The organism is Massilia sp. CFBP9012, from assembly GCF_034045115.1.
Classification (GTDB): domain Bacteria; phylum Pseudomonadota; class Gammaproteobacteria; order Burkholderiales; family Burkholderiaceae_D; genus Telluria.
Window position 1 is genome coordinate 122157 of the sequence record NZ_JAXCWM010000001.1, and the last position, 18239, is coordinate 140395.

The window sequence follows — 18239 nt, forward strand, 5'->3', positions numbered from 1 at the left end:
GTCTCCTCAGGAATGCACGGTGGCCAGGCGGTCGAGCACGGCCACCATCGTGCGCTGCGCCAGCGGGATCTTGAACGCGTTGTCGCGCAAGGGCCTGGCGTCGGCCATCTCGGCGCGCGCCGCGGCCTCGAAATGGACCGCATCGGCCGGCTGGCCGCGCAGCATCCGCTCCAGTGTCGACGCGCGCCACGGCTTGTGCGCGACGCCGCCCAGCGCCAGCCGCACGTCCCTGACCACGCCATCCCGGACCTCGAGCGCGGCCGCCACCGACACCAGCGCGAAGGCATAGCTGGCGCGGTCGCGCGCCTTGCGGTAGGTGGAGTTGGCGCCGAAGGCCAGCGCCGGGATCTCGATCGCGGTGATCAGCTCGCCGGGGTGGAGGACGGTCTCGCGCTCGGGGCGATCCTCGGGCAGCAGGTGGAAATCGGTGAACGGCACCTGGCGCGTGCCGCCCACGCCCTGCAGGTGGACCACGGCGTCGAGCGCGGCCAGCGCCACGCACATATCGGACGGATGGGTGGCGATGCAGGCGCTCGAGGCGCCCAGCACCGCGTGCATGCGGTGCACGCCCTGGAACGCGTCGCAGCCCTCGCCCGGGTTGCGCTTGTTGCAGTGGGCGCCGTCGCGGTCGTAGAAATAGGTGCAGCGGGTGCGCTGCAGGACGTTGCCGGCCACGGTGGCCATATTGCGGATCTGGCCCGAGGCGCCGGAAGCGATGGCGCGCGCCAGCAAGGGAAAGCGCGCGCGCACCGCACGGTGCTCGGCCAGCGCCGTGTTCCTGACGGCGGCGCCCACGAGCAGGCTGCCGTCAGGATGCTCGTCGATCTGCTGCGACAGGCCGCTGACGTCGACCAGCTGCGCCGGTCGTTCGATGGTCTCGCGCATCAGGTCGACCAGGTTGGTGCCGCCGCCCAGGAAGCGGCTGCCCGCCGCCGCGCCCTGGCGCACGGCGTCCTGCGCATCCAGCGCGCGGGCGAAGGTGAACGGATTCATGAGGCCTCCCCGGCCGCAGCCTTGCCGTGCAAGCGCACATGGTGTTCGGTGACCGCCGCCACGATGCCGTTGTAGGCGCCGCAACGGCACAGGTTGCCGCTCATGCGCTCGCGCACCTCGTCTTCGCTGAACGCGATCGACTCTGCGCCGACATCGTCGGTGACGTAGCTTGGCAGGCCGCGCCGCAGCTCGGCTTCCATGCCAAGCGCCGAGCAGAGTTGGCCTGGCGTGCAGTAACCGCACTGGAAGCCGTCATGCTCGATGAACGACTGCTGCAGCGCGTGCAGCTGGCCATCTTGCGCCAGGCCCTCGACCGAGGTGATCGCGCGTCCCTCGTATTGCACGGCCAGGGCCAGGCAGGACAGGATGCGCTGCTCGCCGTCGAGCAGCACGGTACAGGCGCCGCAGGCGCCCTGGTCGCAGCCCTTCTTGGTGCCGCAGAGGTGCAGGTACTCGCGCAGGAAATCGAGCAGGGAGACGCGCGGGTCGCTCGGCAGCGCGACGGCGTTTCCGTTGATGGTGATGGTGGTCGACACGGTAGAAACTCCTTCTCGGGTGGCGGTCACCTGCCTGCAAAATCATGGGCAAATCCATGCAGGAAAGCGACCGTATGTGTTCCGATAACGAGTACCAAGTGTAGAGTCAGCCGTGCCGAAAAGGCGCACGCTTGAGGCTCATAATGGCGGTTCGGAGGATCGTGCAACACGCGGATTTGCGCCCGGAGCGGCCTTGCTGATCGAGACGGCCACGGGGTCGCTGGCCGGGAAGGATTCGGCAAGCGCTTCGTCGAGTGCCGCCTCCTGGTGCGGGTCCTCGGACCCCGGCAGATCGCCGCCCTTCTGCCGGCGCGACGTTTTCGCGCGCTGCTTCGCGCCGGACTTGGAAATGCTCATCGGCTTGCTCCCCTATGATGTGGCCGCCGACGGCGGCCACCCTGTTTCAGGGTAGTGCACCGCGGGCGCTTGCGCCAGCACGGGATGAATCCCGCGCCGGCATCGTGCCTCGGCATCATCCGGTTTCAGCCGGCCGCATCCAGGTAGACACCGTGCTCGAGCGACAGGCCGCGCTTGACCTCGCGCGTCAGCGCATCGGCCAGCACTTCTTCCTGGCCCGCCTCGATGGCGGCGATGGCCTGGGTCACGACGTCCTGGGGCGACGCCTTCGGCGCGTCGAGCCCGGCCGTCATGTCGGTATCCATGAAGCCCACGTGCAAGCCGAGCACCTGCGTGGCCTGCGGCTTGAGGGCAATGCGCACGCCATTGGTCATCGACCAGGTAGCCGCCTTCGACATGGCGTAGGTGGCCACGCCGGGGATACTGATCCAGCTCAGCACCGACAACACGTTGACGATGGCGCCGCCGCCGTTGGCGCCCAGGACGGGCGCGAAGGCGCGGCACATGGCGAGCGTGCCGAACAGGTTGGTGTCAAGCTCTTGCCGCGCGCGATCGACGGCCTCGTCGTCGAACATGTGGCCGCCGCGCACGATGCCGGCATTGTTCACCAGCAGCGTCACGTCGCCGCATTCGGTGGCGGCACGCCGCACCTGCCCAGGGTCGGTGATGTCGAGCTCGAGGGGAATGACGTCGGGCAGGTCGATGCCGCGTGGATCGCGCGCGCCGGCATACACCTTGCGCGCGCCGGCTTCGAGCAGCAGTCGGGCCCAGGCGTGGCCCAGCCCGCGGTTGGCGCCGGTGACGAGTACGATGGAATCCCTGATTTGCATGGCGACCCTCCCCTGTCGATGTCCGGCCATCCGGACCATTGCCGATACTAGGCCTGCTCCGCCGGCCCGGGTTGTGAAACCTCGTGAATCCGTCCTTCTCTTGTCCGTACGATGGAGCACGGCCTCTCCCCTTGGCCGCCAACGGCTTGCGAGGGTGCGCTTCATAACAGAAATTCACACCTGTCGCCGCGCGCCGCGGCTAAGCTCGATCCCGGTTCCAGCAGCAAAACATCCGGCCACCACCAGAACAGGGAGAGTCCATGACTTCACAGCGCATCATCTTCGCAGTTGCCCTCCTGCTAGCCGCCCTGCCGGCCGGCGCCCACCAAGGCAAGACCGGCCACCAGGGGGGCATCCATGGCGCCTCCGCCAAGGCCGTCAAGGCCGACTACGATATCGTCCACACGCGGATCAGCACCGAGGGCAATGTCGCCACATTCCACATCGCGGTGTCCGGCAATGCCGGCAAGACCTATCCCACCAAGACCGGCAAACTGGGCGGCAGCGCAGTGTTTTCCTATGTGTGGCCGACCACCATCGACCCCTACGCGGTCGGCTTCGAGAGCAAGGCCGGGATCCTGGCCTTCGCCGTCACTTCCCACCCCGACTTCGACGACACCCCACTGTACGACGAGAACGGCGACGGCGACACCGGCAACGACGGCAACCTGTGGCACTCGCACTGGGTCGTGCTCACCAGGGACGATGCCTGCGGCAAGGACGCGCTCAAGGTGGTCGACATCCCCGCGGGCGCCAGGCCGCGCCTGCCCAAGACCTGGCCCGGCTTTCCAATCCTGCTCGACAGTCCCGGCTGGAGCCCGCTGTTCAAGGGCGACTCGCTCGAGGTCAAGGTGCCGTTCGACGATATCGGCGTGGTCGAGGCGGCCAGCTTCGATGGCGTCACGGCGGCGCTGCGGGTCAATGCCAGCGTCCACAATCCGCTCCTGTGCGTGGCGGACGTGTTCAAGGTCGCGTCCGGGAACCTCAGCCTGCCTGGCAAGGTCAACCAGTAGCGGCGCGCCGTTCCGCCCTCCCCGCATTCACGACATCCGTTCCTTTCACCACCTTCACCTGCCGAGGTCCACCATGAACAAGCAAGCCCTGATCGTCATCGATGTCCAGAACGATTACTTCCCCGGCGGCCGCTGGGAACTGGCGAGAATGCACGCCGCCAGCGCCAACGTCGGCCGGCTCCTGCGCCACTACCGGGAATACGGCGCGCCCGTCATCCATATCCGCCACGAATTCCCGGATGCGGCCAGCGCCCCTTTCTTTGCGCCCGGCTCCGAAGGCGCGGCGATCCACCCGTCGGCGGCGCCCACCGACGGCGAGCCGGTCCTGCTCAAGCACCATATCAACTCGTTTCGCGACACGCCGCTGCTCGACATCCTGCGCGGCCACGAGACGGACGAGGTCGTGATCTGCGGCGCCATGAGCCATATGTGCGTCGACGCCTGCACCCGCGCCGCCAACGATTTCGGCTTCAAGGTCACGGTGGCGCACGACGCCTGCGCCTCGCGCGACCTCGAATTCGGCGGCGTCACGGTGCCTGCGGCGCACGTCCACGCCGCTTTCATGGCGGCACTCGGTTTTGCCTACGCCGACATGCGCTCCACCGACGAACTCACGCGCGGGTAGACGTGGGCCGCTCCAACCACTCCAGCCGCGCCACGAAGCTGTAGCCGCGGCCCGGGATATTGGCGACGTAGCGCGGGGTGACGGCGCGGTCGCCCAGCGCACGGCGCAGCGCGCCGACGTGGACCCGGAGGCAGCTGTCGTCGACGATGCTGCCGGGCCAGACGACGCGTTCCAATTCGGCGTGGCTGACCACCTCTCCCGCGCGTTCGACCAGCGCCAGCAGCAGCGCGAACGCGCGCCGGCCGAGACGCACCGGCGTCGTCCCCCGCCACAGCTGGGCCGGCGCGCGCAGCAGCTGGAAGTCGTCGAAGGCATAGACCGGCGCCGGCGCTGGCAGGCCGCGCGCGGAGCGGGCTGCAAGGCGCGCCACGGATTGCGTGGTGGCGCCCGGGCAGGCGCAGACCGGCTTGACGAAGCGATAGCCGTGGCCCGGCACCGTCAGGATATAGGGGTCGGCGCGCCCGTCACCCAGCGCCTTGCGCAAGGCCGACATGTGCACCCGCAGTCCGTTGTCCTCGACGACGGAACACGGCCATACGGCCGACACCAGCTCGTCGTGCCCGACCACCTCGCCGGCGCGTGCGACCAGGGCCAGCAGCAGATCGAAGGCCCGCCCGCCCAGCACCACCTGGCGCCCTTCCGGAACGCACACGAGCAGCTTGCGCGCCGCATAGAGCGCGAAGCTGCCGAATGTGCAGTCGGGGCCAGCCGGCGCCAATCCGATGCGGAAAGCCGCAGGAGGCGATGGCGGAGTCGGCGGCGCGATGATGGTATCGGTATGCATGCGGTCGGTATCGCGTGGCAGACAGGACGGGCGCCGCCGGCCGTGGCCAACGGATCGTCCGTCGATACCTCGCTACCTTAAGCGTTCTCCATCTTAATGACAAGAAGTAAATACACGGCACTGCCCAACCGTTGCGGCGGCGGGACTGCCCGAGCGCGCGGCCATCGATCGTGTGGCCGCGACCTCTTCCTTCAGTCAGGTGTCGCCGCCGTGTGAATTCGCGTCTACTCACCGTTGCGGGCGCGGCGTGCACCGATCACCGTCCCTTCCCCCCCCCCACCATTCATACCTAGGAGAAACCGCATGACCATCTTCACCACCAAGGAAGGCGTCGAGCTCTATTACAAGGACTGGGGCAGCGGCCAGCCCATCGTGTTCTGCCATGGCTGGCCCTTGAACTCGGACAGCTGGGAGTCGCAGATGATCTTCTTCGCCGACCAGGGCTACCGCTGCATCGCCCACGACCGCCGCGGCCATGGCCGCTCGAGCCAGCCATGGGACGGCAACGACATGGACCATTACGCCGACGACCTGGCCGAGCTGCTGGAGCACCTGGACGTCAGGGACGCGGTGCTGTTCGGCTTTTCGACGGGCGGCGGCGAAGTGGCGCGCTATATCGGCCGCCACGGTACCGCGCGGATCGCCAAGGCTGGCCTGATCTCGGCGGTGCCGCCGCTGATGCTCAAGACCGAGGCGAATCCTGGCGGCCTGCCGCTCGAGGTATTCGACGGCCTGCGCGCTGCCCAATTGGCCGATCGTTCCCAGTTCTACCTGGACATCCCGAGCGGTCCGTTCTACGGCTTCAACCGGCCCGGCGCCAAGGTCTCGCAGGGCCTGATCCAGTCGTGGTGGATGCAGGGCATGCTGGGCGGCCACAAGAACACCTATGACTCGATCAAGGCATTCTCGGAGACCGATTTCACCGAAGACCTGAAGAAATTCACGATCCCGACCCTGATCGTCCACGGCGACGACGACCAGATCGTGCCGATCGACGCCGCCGGACGCGCCTCCAAACGCCTGGTCCCGCACGCGCAGCTGATCGTGTATCCGGGCGCGCCCCACGGTCTCACCGATACCCACAAGGACCAGGTCAATGCCGACCTGCTGGCCTTCGTGCGCGGCTGACCGCCCCCCCAAAACCAGAGGACGATGCCATGAAAGAACTGACCACCGCCGCGGGCGCCCCCGTGGTCGACAACCAGAACACCATGACCGCCGGCCCGCGCGGCCCGGCCCTGTTGCAGGACGTGTGGTTCCTGGAAAAGCTGGCCCACTTCGACCGCGAAGTGATTCCCGAGCGCCGCATGCACGCCAAGGGCGGCGGCGCCTTCGGCACCTTCACCGTGACCCACGACATCACGCGCTACACCAAGGCGCGCATGTTCTCCGAGGTCGGCAAGAAGACCGACCTGTTCCTGCGCTTCTCGACGGTGGCGGGCGAGCGCGGCGCGGCCGACGCCGAACGCGACATCCGCGGTTTCGCGATCAAGTTCTATACCGAACAGGGTAACTGGGACCTGGTGGGCAACAACACGCCCGTGTTCTTCCTGCGCGACCCACTCAAGTTCCCCGACCTGAACCACGCCATCAAGCGCGATCCGCGCACCGGCCTGCGCAGCGCCGACAACAACTGGGACTTCTGGTCCAGCCTGCCCGAGGCGCTGCACCAGGTGACGATCGTCATGAGCGAGCGCGGCATCCCCAGGAGTTTTCGCCACATGCACGGCTTCGGCAGCCATACCTTCAGCTTCATCAGCGCCGCCAATGAGCGCTTCTGGGTCAAGTTCACCCTCAAGACGCAGCAGGGCATCCAGAACCTGAGCGACCTTGATGCCGGCGCCCTGATCGGCCGCGACCGCGAAAGCCATCTGCGCGACCTGTACGACAGCATCGAGGCCGGCGACTTCCCGCGCTGGACCCTGTACGTGCAGATCATGCCCGAGAACGAAGCGGCCACCTACCGGTACAACCCGTTCGACCTGACCAAGGTCTGGCTGCACGCCGACTATCCGCTGATCGAAGTCGGCGTGCTGGAGCTGAACCGCAATCCGGAAAACAACTTCGCCGAGGTCGAGCAGGCCGGCTTCAACCCGGCCCACATCGTGCCGGGCATCGGCTTCTCGCCCGACAAGATGCTGCAGGGCCGCCTGTTTTCGTACGGCGACGCGCTGCGCTACCGGCTGGGCGTGAACCACCACCAGATCCCGGTGAACGCACCGCGCTGCCCGGTGCACAGCTACCACCGCGACGGCGCGATGCGGGTCGACGGCAACCGCGGCGGCACTACCTCGTACGAGCCGAACCGCCATGGCGAGTGGCAGGAGCAGCCCGACTTCAGGGAGCCGCGGCTGTCGCTCGAAGGCGCCGCCGACCATTGGAACCACCGGGTCGACGCCGACTATTATTCGCAGCCGGCCCTGCTGTTCAGGAAGATGTCGCCGGCCCAGCGCGAAGCGTTGTTCCAGAATACGGCGAGGGCCATCGCCGGTGCCTCGGACGAGGTCAAGGCGCGCCACATCGCCAACTGTACGATGTGCGATCCGGCCTATGGCGACGGCGTGGCGCGCGCCATCGTACAGGGCAGCGAAGGGAGCTGAGGACGGGTGCAGCTCGGCAAGGACCGGCGCGGTGCTATAGAATCCGCATCCTCGGTGCGGATTGCACCTTTCAAGCGCAGAGGTACGCCGTGTTCCCCGTTTCCGCCCTCGACATGGGCGCCGCCATGAAGACCCTGGTGCTGACGCTCGACCTGGTCGGCACCTTCGTGTTCGCCCTGAGCGGCGCCACCGCCGGCCTGCGGCGCCAGCTCGACCTGTTCGGCGTGCTGGTGCTGTCCTTCGTCGCCGCCACCTCGGGCGGCATCGTGCGCGACCTGTTGATCGGCGCCACGCCGCCGGCAGCTTTCACCGACTGGCGCTATCTGGGCGTGTCACTGCTGGCCGGGGTCGCGATCTTTTTCTGGTCGCCCGCCCTGCACCGCCTGCGCCACCCGGTGCTGGTGTTCGACGGCGCCGGCCTGGCCCTGTTCTGCGTCGCCGGCGCCCAGAAGGCGCTGGTGTTCGGCCTGGAGCCGGTAATGGCGGCGCTGCTCGGCATGTTGACCGGCATCGGCGGCGGCGTCGCCCGCGACGTACTGCTGTCGAACGTACCGGCCGTGTTCAGGTCGGACATCTACGCCGTCGCCGCCCTGGCCGGGGCTACGGTGGTGGTGGCCGGCGACGCCCTGGGCCTGCCCAGCACCCCGACCGCGCTGGCCGGCGCCGCCCTGTGCTTCGGCCTGCGCCTGGCGGCCATCCGCTATGGCTGGCACTTGCCGACGGCGCGCGCGCCGGAACCGGCCGAGGGCGAGCAGGAGGCTGGCCGCGACGGACGCTAGAAGTACAGTTGGCAGTACTGTTGCAACTCCTGCTAGAAGTACTTCGACAGGTAGAACGCGCCGGAGTCCGGGAAGATCGTCACCACGCGGGCATTGCCCAGCTGCGGCAGCAGGCGGGCGATGCCGGCCGCCACGCAGGCGCTCGAGCCGCCCGCCAGAATGCCCTCTTCGCGCGCCAGCCGGTGGATCCACGCCAGCGCCTCTTCGTCGGGCACCTGGACCACGTCGTCGACCACCCCAGGATCGAACACGGGCGACGGGCAGCCCTTGCCGACGCCCTCGATCGCGCTGGAGAATTCGCCGCCCGCCGGGAGGTCGGTCACCAGCTTCCTGTAGGCCGAATCGAGGGGCTCGACGCCGATCACGCGGATGGCCGGATCGCGCTCCTTCAGGTAGCGCCCGATGCCGGAGATCGTCCCGCCCGAGCCGACGCCGCACACGAAGACGTCGATCTGGCCCTCCATTTGCGACCACAGCTCGGGCGCGGTGTCGGCGTAGTGCGCCTGGCTGTTGAGGGTCGAGCGGTACTGGTCCAGGTGGTGGACGCCGCCCTGGCGGGCGATGTCCAGGGCCGTCTCCTGGTAGTCGGGGCCGCGCTCGCCATCGCATACCCGCACCGTGGCGCCATAGGCCTCGATGCGCCTGATCTTTTCACGGCTGGTGGCGACCGGGACGGCGACCTCGCAGTCCAGGCCGAGCACGGCGCTTGCCATGGCCAGGGCCGCGCCCGTGTTGCCGGACGACGCCTCGACCACGCGCGTCGCCTGCTGCGGCAGCTTGCGCAGCATGGCCCGCACCATGCGGTCCTTGATGCTGCCGCCGGGATTCATGAACTCCAGTTTGGCCACCACGTTGCCCGTAGAGAATACGCGGCCGAGCCTGACCACCGGGGTGTTGCCGATCGCTTCCATGACAGATGACTTGATGTGGGATTGCACGCCACTTCCTTTCGAACCAGACCCGCGATGCCATATCCGCCAGAGCGGCTATGCCAGTTGCATGCGAGGCACAACGAACAAGCGCCCGCACAAGGGCGGGCGCTGACGGGTGCATCGTCATAACAGGATGCGTGTCGATTGTAGTGGCTAATGTGCCTGAATGTTAGGAATATTTTCAGGGTAATTTCCCTTGCAATATAGATGTGCACCGGCGCCGGCCTCAGGTGCGGGCGCCCAGGCCCAGGCCCGGCTCCAGCTGGCCGGTGACCGACGGCTCGACCGGTTCGCGCTGCAACACCTTGCGGTACAACACGCCTGCCAGCGCACCGCCGAGCAAGGGCGCCAGCCAGAACAGCCATAGCTGGGCCACCGCCCAGCCGCCGACGAACAGCGCCGGCCCGGTACTGCGCGCCGGGTTGACCGAGGTGTTCGTCACCGGGATGCTGATCAGGTGCACCAGGGCCAGGGCCAGGCCGATCGCAATGCCGGCGAAACCGACCGGCGCCCGGGTATGGGTCGCGCCCAGCACCACCAGCACGAACATGAAGCTCATCACCAGTTCGCACACCACGGCCGCCTCGAGCGAGTAGCCGCCCGGCGAGTGCGCGCCATAGCCATTGGCCGCGAAGCCGGCCTGGACGTCGAAGCCTGCCTTGCCGCTCGCGATCACATAGATCATTGCCGCGGCCAGTATGGCCCCGGCCACCTGCGCCACGACGTAGGGCGCCAGGTGGCGCGCCGGAAAGCGTCCGCCCGCCCACAGGCCCACCGACACGGCGGGATTGAAATGGCCGCCCGAGATCGGTCCGAGCGCATAGGCCGCCGTCAGCACGGTCAGGCCGAAGGCCAGCGAAACCCCGGTCAGGCCGATGCCGACCTCGGGAAAGGTGGCGGCCAGTACGGCGCTGCCGCAGCCGCCCAGCACCAGCCAGAATGTGCCGATGAATTCGGCCAGAAGTTTGTTCAGCATGACGCCCTCCGATCGTGCCGGGCGCGCGGCCCCCGCGCGTCAACGGAACGCCATCCTGCGCCAGCCCGCGCCATGCGCCTATTGGACCAAAGCCCGATGCCCGCGTGTGCGGGCCGGGTCAGGTCCCGTCCTTGTCGACGCCATCGCCGGCGAACACGGCGCCCGCCTCGAGTTCCAGCGTCTCGCGCACCAGTTGGGCCAGCGAGGTCGCCCCCATCTTTTCCATCACCCGGGCGCGGTGCACCTTGATGGTCTTTTCGGCGATGCCGAGATCGAAGGCGATCTGCTTGTTCAGGCGGCCCGACACCACGTGGCGCAGCACCTGCTGCTCGCGCCGGGTCAGGGTGTCGAGGTGGGCGCGGATGCGCTGCAGCTCGAGCCGCACCGCGCGCTCATGGGCGTCGCGCGCCAGCGCATGCCGCACCGCGGCGATGAAGCCATCCGCCTCGAGCGGCTTGATCAGGAAGTCGACGGCGCCGGCCTTCATGGCCCGGACACCCAGTTCGACGTCGCCGCCGCCGGTGACGAACACGATGGCGCGCTCGGCGCCGCCCTGCTGCAGTTCGTTCAGCAGCGCCAGGCCGTCCAGGCCGGGCATGCGCACGTCGATCACGGCGCAGCCGGGCATCGCCGGATCGTGCGCCCGCAAAAAACCGTCGGTGCGGTCGAAGGCGGCGACGCGCAGGCCAACGGCCTGCAGCAGGCACGCCATGTCCTTGAGCGTCCCGGCATCGCCATCGACTAGATAGGTCAGGGGTTCTATCGTATGCATAGGCAACTCCCGCTGCAAGAATGCACCGGAAGCCGCCGCCGTACTGGTGGCCTGCGCCTTCCGCTGTCAACCATCACCCGGCGCATGAAGCGCGGTGCAAACGATTCTAGATGCCCGCCTACCCACACACCGGAGGACACATGGCATCCTTGATATGTCACAAACTTCGGGTGCGTTTAGCCAGCCTCCAGCGAAACCAATTGCGGTGGGCGCGGTCGTGTTGCATCGTTGTTGCCGCGCGACCTGGTTTTGACCGCGCATCAAGTGTAGAAATCGCCCTTCAGAAGCGCAAGCCGACGCCCACATACAGGCCCTGCATCGTCGTATCGACCTCGATGCGCTCGCCGCTGTATTTGGTCTTGAGCTGGCGATAGCCGAACTTGATCGAGCGGTCCGGACGCCAGGCATAGCTGGCGCCCACCAGCAGCTGCCAGGCATAATCGCTGCCGTCGAAGGTGCCGACGTCGAGGTAGCCGACCAGGTTCCAGCCCGGGTCCAGCCGATAGTGTCCGCGCACCCCGATATAGGGATCGAGTGCATCCTTGCTCTGGCCGCGCTCGACGCCGCCCAGCCTGAGCGTCGGCTTCAGGTAATTGAAGCGCAAGCCCGCGATCAGGTCGACCGGTGCGTGCCCCTCGAGCGCGCGCCAGGCGCCGCCCAGCGTATACACCTGCTGCACCACTTCCACATCCACCGTTCCTCGGGCGGTGGCGACATCGTCCGACAGCTTGATGTAGATGCCGTCGAACAGGATGCCCCAGCGCCCCTTGCGCGCCTCGAAAGCGCCGGTGACGCCGAAATCGATCTTGTCCAGCAGGTCGGAAAAACTCTGCTCGCTTTCAACCGACAGATCGCCCACCGTGGTGGTGCCGTCGAGACCTGCCGCCCATAGATAGGGCGAGAATTCATAGTCCCAGCGCTGGCCATCCTGGGCCTGCCCCTGGGCGGCGGCCGGGGCCGCGAACGCCGTCAGCACTGCACAGCTTCGCAGCACCACTGCCGTCTTGCTGATGGAACGGATGTTCATTCAAGCCTCCGATTGTCAGGACCTACGGTTGGGAAGGATCGCCGCGGCGCCGGCCTGTTTGCCCACCGGCCCGCACAGGCGCATCAAGGCAAGCCGATGAACAGGTAGAGCGACGCGCGGCCGCCCTGGGCCAGCCCGGCGCCGAAGTACAGCGGACCAAGGGGGGTGGTGCCGCCCAGGTAGATGGCGGCCGCCGCCTGCCAGCCGTCGAGCCTTGTCTCGGTGAAGCGATTGCGCGCACTGCCGGCCTCGAGCGACAGGCCGATGCGCAGGTCGCCGTGCAGGCCCAGCGGCATGCGGCCGATGATCTTCTCGCCGCGCACGATGGCAAAACGCACGTCGTCGGCCAGCACCTGGTTGCGCACATAGCCCGACAGGTTCAGGAAGCCGCCCATCGCGCCCGCATCGGCCAGCGGCAGCCGCCCGCTCGTCGAGCCGGTATAGTGCAGGCGCGCGTTGATCACGTACGGGCCCCAGACGCGCGCGCCGCGCAGGTCGGTCGCCAGGCGGCCGTAGTCGCCGCCGTCGTGGCGGAACCAGGCGGCGCGCGCCGACCAGCCGCGGCTGGGAAAGAAGGCGCGGTCGAGCTGGTCGAGATCGGCCACGACCTGCCAGCCACGCAGGGTCGAGTCGCCGGTAGGCAGGGACGCCGGTCCGGTTTCCACGGTCGCATCGATCTCGCGCACCGTGCGCTCGAGGCGCAGCTGGCCGACGGTGCCGGCGTTGTAGCCCAGCCCGAGGCTGGCCCCACGGTTGCGCAAGCGGTACTCGGCGATGCGGCTGTCGTTCTGGTACACATTGAGCCGGTCGCGCGCCACGGCCAGCGCCGGCTGGACGAAGAAGCGCTGGCGCGCCTCGAGCGGCTGGTAGAACTGGGTGAACAGCGTGGCGCGCTCGCCGATCTGGACGCCGGACAGCCATTCGCCGCCAAACCGGTTGAGCCATTTGCGGTGGTAGGCCGCGCGCAGCGCGAAGTCGTTCTCCTTGTTCGACGCATGCAGGTCAACGCCGAAGCGCAGGTAATCCGGCCCCCAGCTCTTCTCGGTGGGCGTGACCTGCAGGATGCGCCGCGCGCGGGTGCCCAGCAGCGCATAGTCGACGCTCTCGAAGTCGCCTTCGCCATACACCCGGGCCAGGCTGTCCTGGAGGCGGACGGTGTCGAGCGCCCGGCCGGGCGCGATATCGAGGTGTTCACGCACCAGGACCGGGTTCACATGGCGCAAGCCGGCGATCTGTACATCGTCGATCAGCGGCGCCGGCTGCGGCGCAGCGCGCAGGCGCGCGGCCCAGGCCGCGTAGTCGGCGGCCGGCAGTGCGAGGCGCGCCAGCTGCGGCGCCGCGGCCTCGGCCGCCGCCTTGCCACGCGCGGCGCCTTCGCGGAACTTGCCGAAATCGGCCGCCGTGATGCCTTTCAGGTCGGGCTGGATATAGATGTCGCCGGGCCCCAGCTGGGCGCGCGAGGCCTGGGCGTTCTGCTCTGTCAGGATATTGATCATTTGCAGGGACACACTGGCCAGCGACTCCACCTGCTGCGGCTGCAGCAGCGGCGAACCGACATCGACCGCGATGATGACATCGGCCTGACAGCGCTCGCGCGCCTCGCGCACCGGCAGGTTGTCCACCAGCCCACCGTCTACCAGGTAACGGCCCTTGTAGGAAACCGGGGCCAGAACCGCCGGTACGCTCATGCTGGCGCGCATGGCGGCCGCCAGTTCGCCACTGCGGAACACGACCCGCTCGCCGGTGCCGATGTCGGTGGCGATGATCGACAGGGGCAGCGGCAGGCTCTCGATGGCGCGTTCGCCGCGGTCGGCGCCGACCAGGGTGTTGAAGAACAGCTTGATCTTCTGGCCGCCGACCAGGCCCCGGGCCATGCGCAGGCCATCAGGGGTGGCGCCGGCTTCGAGGCCCGGATAATAGCTTTGCGCCAGGCGCCGCTCGCGGTAGTTGGTCTGGCCCCGCGCGGTCTCGTCGTCGAACAGGTCGTGCCAGTCGACCTTGCCCATGCGCTCGAGCATCTGCGGCGGCGTAAGCCCGCCGAGCCAGGCCCCGGCCACCAGCGAGCCCATGCTGGTGCCGGCCACGCAATGGACCGGCACCCGCAAGGCGTCGAGCACTTCGAGCACGCCGACCTGGGCGGTGCCGCGCGCGCCGCCCCCGCCCAGCACGAGGCCGATGCGCGGCCCCGGCTGCGCCCATGCCGCGGACAAGGTCGAGATCAGGGTGAGCGCCAATAGCAACGCCAGGCGCAGGCAGGTGCTCGCCGTCATTGTCCTCATGTCCTTTGCACTGTCGTGGCCGTCGATCGGCTTTGCGGTAGGACCAAAGGACAATAGGCTTGTTCCGTCGAATCGCCCAAGATGACGATGGCCATCAGACTTTTGAGGGAACCTTCAAATGAAAACTACCATCGGCACAGTGCTTGCGGTCATGGTGCTGGCAGGCTGCCAATCGAGCCAAACCACGCAGCCTGGCGATGTCGGTACTGCCCAGGCCCAGCGCTCGGGTTTCCTGGGCGACTATTCCCAGCTCAAGCCGGCGCCCGACCGCGACGGCGTCGAGCTGTACATCGACCGCTCGGTCGACTACACGCGCTACACCAAGCTGCTGCTCGATCCGATCCAGGTGCTGGCCACGCCCGCGCCCGGCCAGCCGCCGCCCGCGCCCGACGCGGTCGCGCGCATGAGCGCCGACTTCCAGCAGTCGCTGCAGCGGGCGCTGGCGCCGACCTACCAGGTCGTCACCGCAGCCGGTCCCGACGTGCTGCGCGTGCGCATCGCGATCACCAATCTGCAGACCGTCAAGCCGCCCACCGGCGCCAGCGACTTCCTGCCGATCAAGGCGCTGTACAACGCCGGGCGCGCGGCGGCCGGCACCTCGCCGCGCCTGGTCGAGATGACCGCCGAGATGGAAGCGCTGGCGCCGGATGGCCGGCGGGTCGTCGCCGCCACCGCCACCCGGCGCGGCGACAAGACCCTGCCGCAGGGCGAACAGATCACCTGGGCCGAGCTGCAGTCGGTCAGCGACTACTGGGCGGGCAACTTCCGCACCCGGCTCGACGAAATGCGGGGAAGCGGGACGGCGCGCGCCAGCGCCGACGAATAGAAGGCTGCCATGTCCATGGCCCGCCAGCTGTCCTGCGCCGCCCTGCTCGCAGCCTGCTTCAGCGCCGCCCAGGCCCAGCGCCCGGTCGCCTATCCATCCCAGGGCCAGGGCCAGGCGCGCCAGGACCGCGATGACGGCGAATGCCAGGTCTGGGCCAGGAAGGAGACCGGCGTCGATCCGGCCGCGCTCGCGGCCAATCCTCCGTCCCAGGAAACCGGGCCCGCCGTGGGCGGCGACGCCGGCGCGCAGCGGTCCGCCCTCGGCGAATACAACCGCGCCTGGAATGCCTGCATGCGCGGGCGCGGCTATACCGTTGAGTAATCACGCCCTCAGGATGCAGCGAAAGCCGAGGTGGCAAGTCGCGGTGTCGAGCGGATGCGGGTAGCGCGCCGCCGGCCGGTAGCGCCGGCAGTAATTCGGTGCGCACAGGTGCGAGCCGCCCTTGATGGTCTTGCGCGCGATCCTTTGAGCGCCGCCGGGCTGGCCCGCCTGGTAACTGCCGTCCAGGGCGCCGCCGCGCGGATTTTGCGGCACGCAGCAGGCCTTGTGCGCGGCCGCCGGATGGCGCGCCCGGTACCAGTCCGCCGTCCATTCCCAGACGTTGCCCGCCATCTGGTACAGGCCATAGCCGTTGGGCGCGAAGGCGCGCACCGGCATCGTGCCCGCCGCGGTCGAGGGCGGCAGCCGCTGCCAGGGGAACTCGCCGTGCCAGGTATTCGCCATCGGGGCGCCGTCGGGCAAGAAGTCGGCGCCCCACACGTAGTCGGCGCCGTCCAGGCCGCCGCGCGCCGCGAATTCCCATTCGGCCTCGGTCGGCAGTTCCAGGCCGGCCCAGCGCACATAGGCCAGCGCATCCTCGTGCACCACCTGCACCACCGGATGGTCGTCCAGGCCCGCCAGCGAGCTGTCTGGCCCGCGCGGATGTTTCCAGTCGGCGCCACCCACATAGGCCCACCAGTTGCCGATGTCGCGCAGGTCGACCCGCCCCGGCGGCTTGAAGAACACCATCCCGCCCGGCACCAGCATGCCGGGAATCGCCCCTGGATACAGGGCCGGATCGGGATCGCGCTCGGCCAGCGTCACATAGCCGGTGGCGTCGACGAAGCGCGCGAAGTCGGCATTGGTGACGACCGTCGCGGCCATCCAGAAGCCGGACACCCGCACCGGGTGCGGCGGCGCCTCCTCGGGATAGTGGCGGTCGGACCCCATCCGGAACTGTCCGCCGGGGATCCAGGCCAGGCCCGGCCGCGGCGCCGGGCCCGGGGCCGGCGCCGCGGCCAGCCAGGCGGCGCGGCGGTCGATGCCGGCCGCCGCCAGGATGACTGTTTCCTGCATATGCTACCTCCTTCAGTGATAGGCGCCGCCGGCCGCATCGTGCATCTTCTCGAGCGCCTGGTCGATCGTGAAGCTGGCCGCCTTCTGGCGCGGCGGGAAATCCTTGAACGTTTCCAGGAAATCGGTCACGATGGCCTGCCCCGCCAGGGCCAGGTAGCCGTTGTGGGCGTACCAATCCCAGTAGCTGTTCGACGTGATGTCGGCCCGCTCGAAGGGGTCGGTGCGCAGGTTGTACAGCTTGGGGATGCGTAGCGGGATGAAAGGATCCACCCACACCTGCAAGGTCCCGGCCACGCGCTGCTCCATGAACACCAGCTTCCAGTGGTCGAAGCGCAGCGCCACCAGGTCGCCGTCGTCCGAGAAGTAGATGAAGCCCTTGCGCGGCGACTTCGCCTCGTCGCCGCTGAGATAGGGCAGCAGGTTGTAGCCGTCCAGATGCACGCAGAAGCGCTTGTCGCCGGCCTGGTGACCGGCCTTGCACTTGTTGACGATGTCCGGCTCGCCGGCCATGGCCAGGAAGGTCGGCAGCCAGTCATGGTGCTGCACGATTTCGTTGGACACGACCCCGGCCGGGATGCGGCCTGGCCAGCGCACCGCCATCGGCACCCGGAACGCGCCTTCCCAGTTGGTGTTCTTCTCGCTGCGAAACGGCGTCATGGCGCCGTCGGGCCAGGTATTCATGTGCGGCCCGTTGTCCGTGCCGTACATGACGAAGGTGTCGTCGGCGATGCCCAGCCGGTCCAGCAGGTCGAGCAGCCGGCCCACGTGGCGGTCGTGGTCGATCATGGTGTCGTGATAGGGCGACTGCCAGCGCCCGGCCTGGCCAACGCTTTCCGGCTTGGTGTGGGTGAACAGGTGCATATGGGTAGTGTTGACCCAGCAGAAGAAGGGCTGGCCCTCGCCGTGCTTGCGTGTGATGAAATCCTCGGCAGCGTCCACGAACTCGTCGTCGCAGGTCTCCATGCGCTTGGCCGTGAGCGGGCCGGTATCCTCGATGCGCTGGCGTCCCACCCTGCCCCAGCGCGGCAAGGTGGTGTCGTCGTCCTGGTCCGAGGCCCAGGAGCGCAACACGCCGCGCGGGCCGAAGCGCGCACGGTACTCGGGAAAGTCCTCGACTTTAGGATAGTTGGGCGATTCCGGGTCCTCCTCGGCGTTGAGGTGGTAGAGATTGCCGAAGAACTCGTCGAATCCATGCACCGTGGGCAAGAATTCGTTGCGGTCTCCCAGGTGGTTCTTGCCGAACTGGGCGGTCGCATAGCCGAGCGGCTTGAGCAGGTCGGCGATGCTCGGGTCCTCGGCGCGCAGGCCGATCGGCGCGCCTGGTATGCCCACCTTCGACAAGCCGGTGCGAAACACGCTCTGGCCGGTGATGAAGGACGAGCGTCCCGCGGTGCAGGATTGCTCGCCGTAGCAGTCGGTGAAGCGCATGCCCTCGTTGGCGATGCGGTCGATGTTCGGCGTCCGGTAGCCCATCAGGCCGTCCGAATAACAGCTCAGGTTGGTAATGCCGATATCGTCGCCCCAGATCACCAGGATGTTCGGCCTGGCGCCGGAGGATGTCGATGTTTGTGCCAT

General features: G+C 68.2%; 19 protein-coding genes. 7 read left to right on the top strand and 12 right to left on the bottom strand.

What is annotated here, in order from left to right; translation table 11 throughout:
- Positions 1 to 6 precede the first annotated feature (6 nt).
- The 4 genes from SOM61_RS00465 to SOM61_RS00480 form a co-directional block, all read right to left on the bottom strand.
- On the bottom strand, positions 7 to 993 hold the full coding sequence (locus SOM61_RS00465) for an FAD binding domain-containing protein (protein WP_320472245.1): 987 nt from the start codon (positions 991 to 993) through the stop codon (positions 7 to 9).
- Positions 990 to 1529, bottom strand: a complete 540-nt coding sequence (locus tag SOM61_RS00470; RefSeq protein WP_320472246.1) for a 2Fe-2S iron-sulfur cluster-binding protein — start codon at positions 1527 to 1529, stop codon at positions 990 to 992. The genes SOM61_RS00465 and SOM61_RS00470 overlap by 4 nt, the downstream gene beginning before the upstream one ends.
- 138 nt (positions 1530 to 1667) lie before the next feature.
- Positions 1668 to 1886, bottom strand: a complete 219-nt coding sequence (locus SOM61_RS00475) for a hypothetical protein (RefSeq protein WP_320472247.1) — start codon at positions 1884 to 1886, stop codon at positions 1668 to 1670.
- 125 nt (positions 1887 to 2011) lie between these two features.
- Positions 2012 to 2716 carry an SDR family oxidoreductase gene (locus SOM61_RS00480; protein ID WP_320472248.1) on the bottom strand — a complete coding sequence of 235 codons (705 nt, stop codon included), beginning with the start codon at positions 2714 to 2716 and terminating at the stop codon, positions 2012 to 2014.
- A 260-nt stretch (positions 2717 to 2976) separates the two neighbouring features.
- Here SOM61_RS00480 and SOM61_RS00485 point away from each other — a divergent pair, with 260 nt between their 5' ends.
- Positions 2977 to 3729 carry a hypothetical protein gene (locus SOM61_RS00485; protein WP_320472249.1) on the top strand — a complete coding sequence of 251 codons (753 nt, stop codon included), beginning with the start codon at positions 2977 to 2979 and terminating at the stop codon, positions 3727 to 3729.
- A gap of 73 nt (positions 3730 to 3802) precedes the next feature.
- A complete protein-coding gene (locus tag SOM61_RS00490) occupies positions 3803 to 4354 on the top strand; it encodes a cysteine hydrolase family protein (protein WP_320472250.1) in 552 nt (183 codons plus the stop codon).
- Here SOM61_RS00490 and SOM61_RS00495 read toward each other — a convergent pair.
- The gene (locus tag SOM61_RS00495; protein ID WP_320472251.1) at positions 4341 to 5138 is read right to left on the bottom strand and encodes a winged helix-turn-helix domain-containing protein; all 798 of its coding nucleotides are present in this window, start codon (positions 5136 to 5138) and stop codon (positions 4341 to 4343) included. The two genes, SOM61_RS00490 and SOM61_RS00495, sit on opposite strands and share 14 nt — an antisense overlap.
- A gap of 303 nt (positions 5139 to 5441) precedes the next feature.
- Here SOM61_RS00495 and SOM61_RS00500 point away from each other — a divergent pair, with 303 nt between their 5' ends.
- The 3 genes from SOM61_RS00500 (at position 5442) to SOM61_RS00510 (ending at position 8517) form a co-directional block, all read left to right on the top strand.
- Entirely contained in the window at positions 5442 to 6266 is an 825-nt protein-coding gene (locus SOM61_RS00500) for an alpha/beta fold hydrolase (RefSeq protein ID WP_320472252.1), read from the top strand.
- Positions 6267 to 6295: 29 nt separating this feature from the next.
- Positions 6296 to 7738 carry a catalase gene (locus tag SOM61_RS00505; RefSeq protein ID WP_320472253.1) on the top strand — a complete coding sequence of 481 codons (1443 nt, stop codon included), beginning with the start codon at positions 6296 to 6298 and terminating at the stop codon, positions 7736 to 7738.
- Between the two features lie 89 nt (positions 7739 to 7827).
- Positions 7828 to 8517, top strand: a complete 690-nt coding sequence (locus SOM61_RS00510; protein ID WP_320472254.1) for a trimeric intracellular cation channel family protein — start codon at positions 7828 to 7830, stop codon at positions 8515 to 8517.
- A 32-nt stretch (positions 8518 to 8549) separates the two neighbouring features.
- Here SOM61_RS00510 and SOM61_RS00515 read toward each other — a convergent pair whose 3' ends face one another.
- The 5 genes from SOM61_RS00515 to SOM61_RS00535 all read right to left on the bottom strand — a co-directional run bounded on the left by SOM61_RS00515 (position 8550) and on the right by SOM61_RS00535 (position 14494).
- Positions 8550 to 9455 (bottom strand): PLP-dependent cysteine synthase family protein, encoded by a 906-nt coding sequence (locus SOM61_RS00515; RefSeq protein ID WP_320472255.1) that lies wholly within the window; start codon positions 9453 to 9455, stop codon positions 8550 to 8552.
- Positions 9456 to 9675: 220 nt separating this feature from the next.
- Positions 9676 to 10425, bottom strand: coding sequence for an aquaporin Z (aqpZ, locus tag SOM61_RS00520; RefSeq protein WP_320472256.1), 750 nt, complete (start codon positions 10423 to 10425; stop codon positions 9676 to 9678).
- A gap of 118 nt (positions 10426 to 10543) precedes the next feature.
- A complete protein-coding gene (locus SOM61_RS00525) occupies positions 10544 to 11197 on the bottom strand; it encodes a response regulator transcription factor (RefSeq protein WP_320472257.1) in 654 nt (217 codons plus the stop codon).
- 280 nt (positions 11198 to 11477) lie between these two features.
- Positions 11478 to 12224 carry a hypothetical protein gene (locus SOM61_RS00530; protein ID WP_320472258.1) on the bottom strand — a complete coding sequence of 249 codons (747 nt, stop codon included), beginning with the start codon at positions 12222 to 12224 and terminating at the stop codon, positions 11478 to 11480.
- 83 nt (positions 12225 to 12307) lie between these two features.
- Entirely contained in the window at positions 12308 to 14494 is a 2187-nt protein-coding gene (locus SOM61_RS00535) for a patatin-like phospholipase family protein (protein WP_320472259.1), read from the bottom strand.
- 127 nt (positions 14495 to 14621) lie between these two features.
- On the opposite strand from SOM61_RS00535, the gene SOM61_RS00540 reads away from it, so the two are divergent.
- Together SOM61_RS00540 and SOM61_RS00545 are read left to right on the top strand one after the other, a co-directional pair.
- Positions 14622 to 15329, top strand: coding sequence for a DUF3313 domain-containing protein (locus SOM61_RS00540; protein ID WP_320472260.1), 708 nt, complete (start codon positions 14622 to 14624; stop codon positions 15327 to 15329).
- Positions 15330 to 15338: 9 nt separating this feature from the next.
- The gene (locus SOM61_RS00545) at positions 15339 to 15650 is read left to right on the top strand and encodes a hypothetical protein (RefSeq protein WP_320472261.1); all 312 of its coding nucleotides are present in this window, start codon (positions 15339 to 15341) and stop codon (positions 15648 to 15650) included.
- On the opposite strand, the gene SOM61_RS00550 is transcribed toward SOM61_RS00545, so the two are convergent.
- The gene (locus SOM61_RS00550; protein WP_320472262.1) at positions 15651 to 16664 is read right to left on the bottom strand and encodes a formylglycine-generating enzyme family protein; all 1014 of its coding nucleotides are present in this window, start codon (positions 16662 to 16664) and stop codon (positions 15651 to 15653) included.
- A gap of 12 nt (positions 16665 to 16676) precedes the next feature.
- A complete protein-coding gene (locus tag SOM61_RS00555) occupies positions 16677 to 18239 on the bottom strand; it encodes an arylsulfatase (protein ID WP_320472263.1) in 1563 nt (520 codons plus the stop codon).

Excerpts from the sequence above, each read along its gene's own strand:
- SOM61_RS00465 (WP_320472245.1), bottom strand. The coding sequence starts at position 993 with ATGAATCCGTTCACCTTCGCCCGCGCGCTGGATGCGCAGGACGCCGTG.
- SOM61_RS00475 (WP_320472247.1), bottom strand. The coding sequence starts at position 1,886 with ATGAGCATTTCCAAGTCCGGCGCGAAGCAGCGCGCGAAAACGTCGCGC.
- SOM61_RS00480 (WP_320472248.1), bottom strand. The coding sequence starts at position 2,716 with ATGCAAATCAGGGATTCCATCGTACTCGTCACCGGCGCCAACCGCGGG.
- SOM61_RS00485 (WP_320472249.1), top strand. The coding sequence starts at position 2,977 with ATGACTTCACAGCGCATCATCTTCGCAGTTGCCCTCCTGCTAGCCGCC.
- SOM61_RS00490 (WP_320472250.1), top strand. The coding sequence starts at position 3,803 with ATGAACAAGCAAGCCCTGATCGTCATCGATGTCCAGAACGATTACTTC.
- SOM61_RS00495 (WP_320472251.1), bottom strand. The coding sequence starts at position 5,138 with ATGCATACCGATACCATCATCGCGCCGCCGACTCCGCCATCGCCTCCT.
- SOM61_RS00500 (WP_320472252.1), top strand. The coding sequence starts at position 5,442 with ATGACCATCTTCACCACCAAGGAAGGCGTCGAGCTCTATTACAAGGAC.
- SOM61_RS00505 (WP_320472253.1), top strand. The coding sequence starts at position 6,296 with ATGAAAGAACTGACCACCGCCGCGGGCGCCCCCGTGGTCGACAACCAG.
- aqpZ (WP_320472256.1), bottom strand. The coding sequence starts at position 10,425 with ATGCTGAACAAACTTCTGGCCGAATTCATCGGCACATTCTGGCTGGTG.
- SOM61_RS00525 (WP_320472257.1), bottom strand. The coding sequence starts at position 11,197 with ATGCATACGATAGAACCCCTGACCTATCTAGTCGATGGCGATGCCGGG.
- SOM61_RS00530 (WP_320472258.1), bottom strand. The coding sequence starts at position 12,224 with ATGAACATCCGTTCCATCAGCAAGACGGCAGTGGTGCTGCGAAGCTGT.
- SOM61_RS00535 (WP_320472259.1), bottom strand. The coding sequence starts at position 14,494 with ATGACGGCGAGCACCTGCCTGCGCCTGGCGTTGCTATTGGCGCTCACC.
- SOM61_RS00540 (WP_320472260.1), top strand. The coding sequence starts at position 14,622 with ATGAAAACTACCATCGGCACAGTGCTTGCGGTCATGGTGCTGGCAGGC.
- SOM61_RS00545 (WP_320472261.1), top strand. The coding sequence starts at position 15,339 with ATGTCCATGGCCCGCCAGCTGTCCTGCGCCGCCCTGCTCGCAGCCTGC.
- SOM61_RS00550 (WP_320472262.1), bottom strand. The coding sequence starts at position 16,664 with ATGCAGGAAACAGTCATCCTGGCGGCGGCCGGCATCGACCGCCGCGCC.
- SOM61_RS00555 (WP_320472263.1), bottom strand. The coding sequence starts at position 18,239 with ATGGCACAAACATCGACATCCTCCGGCGCCAGGCCGAACATCCTGGTG.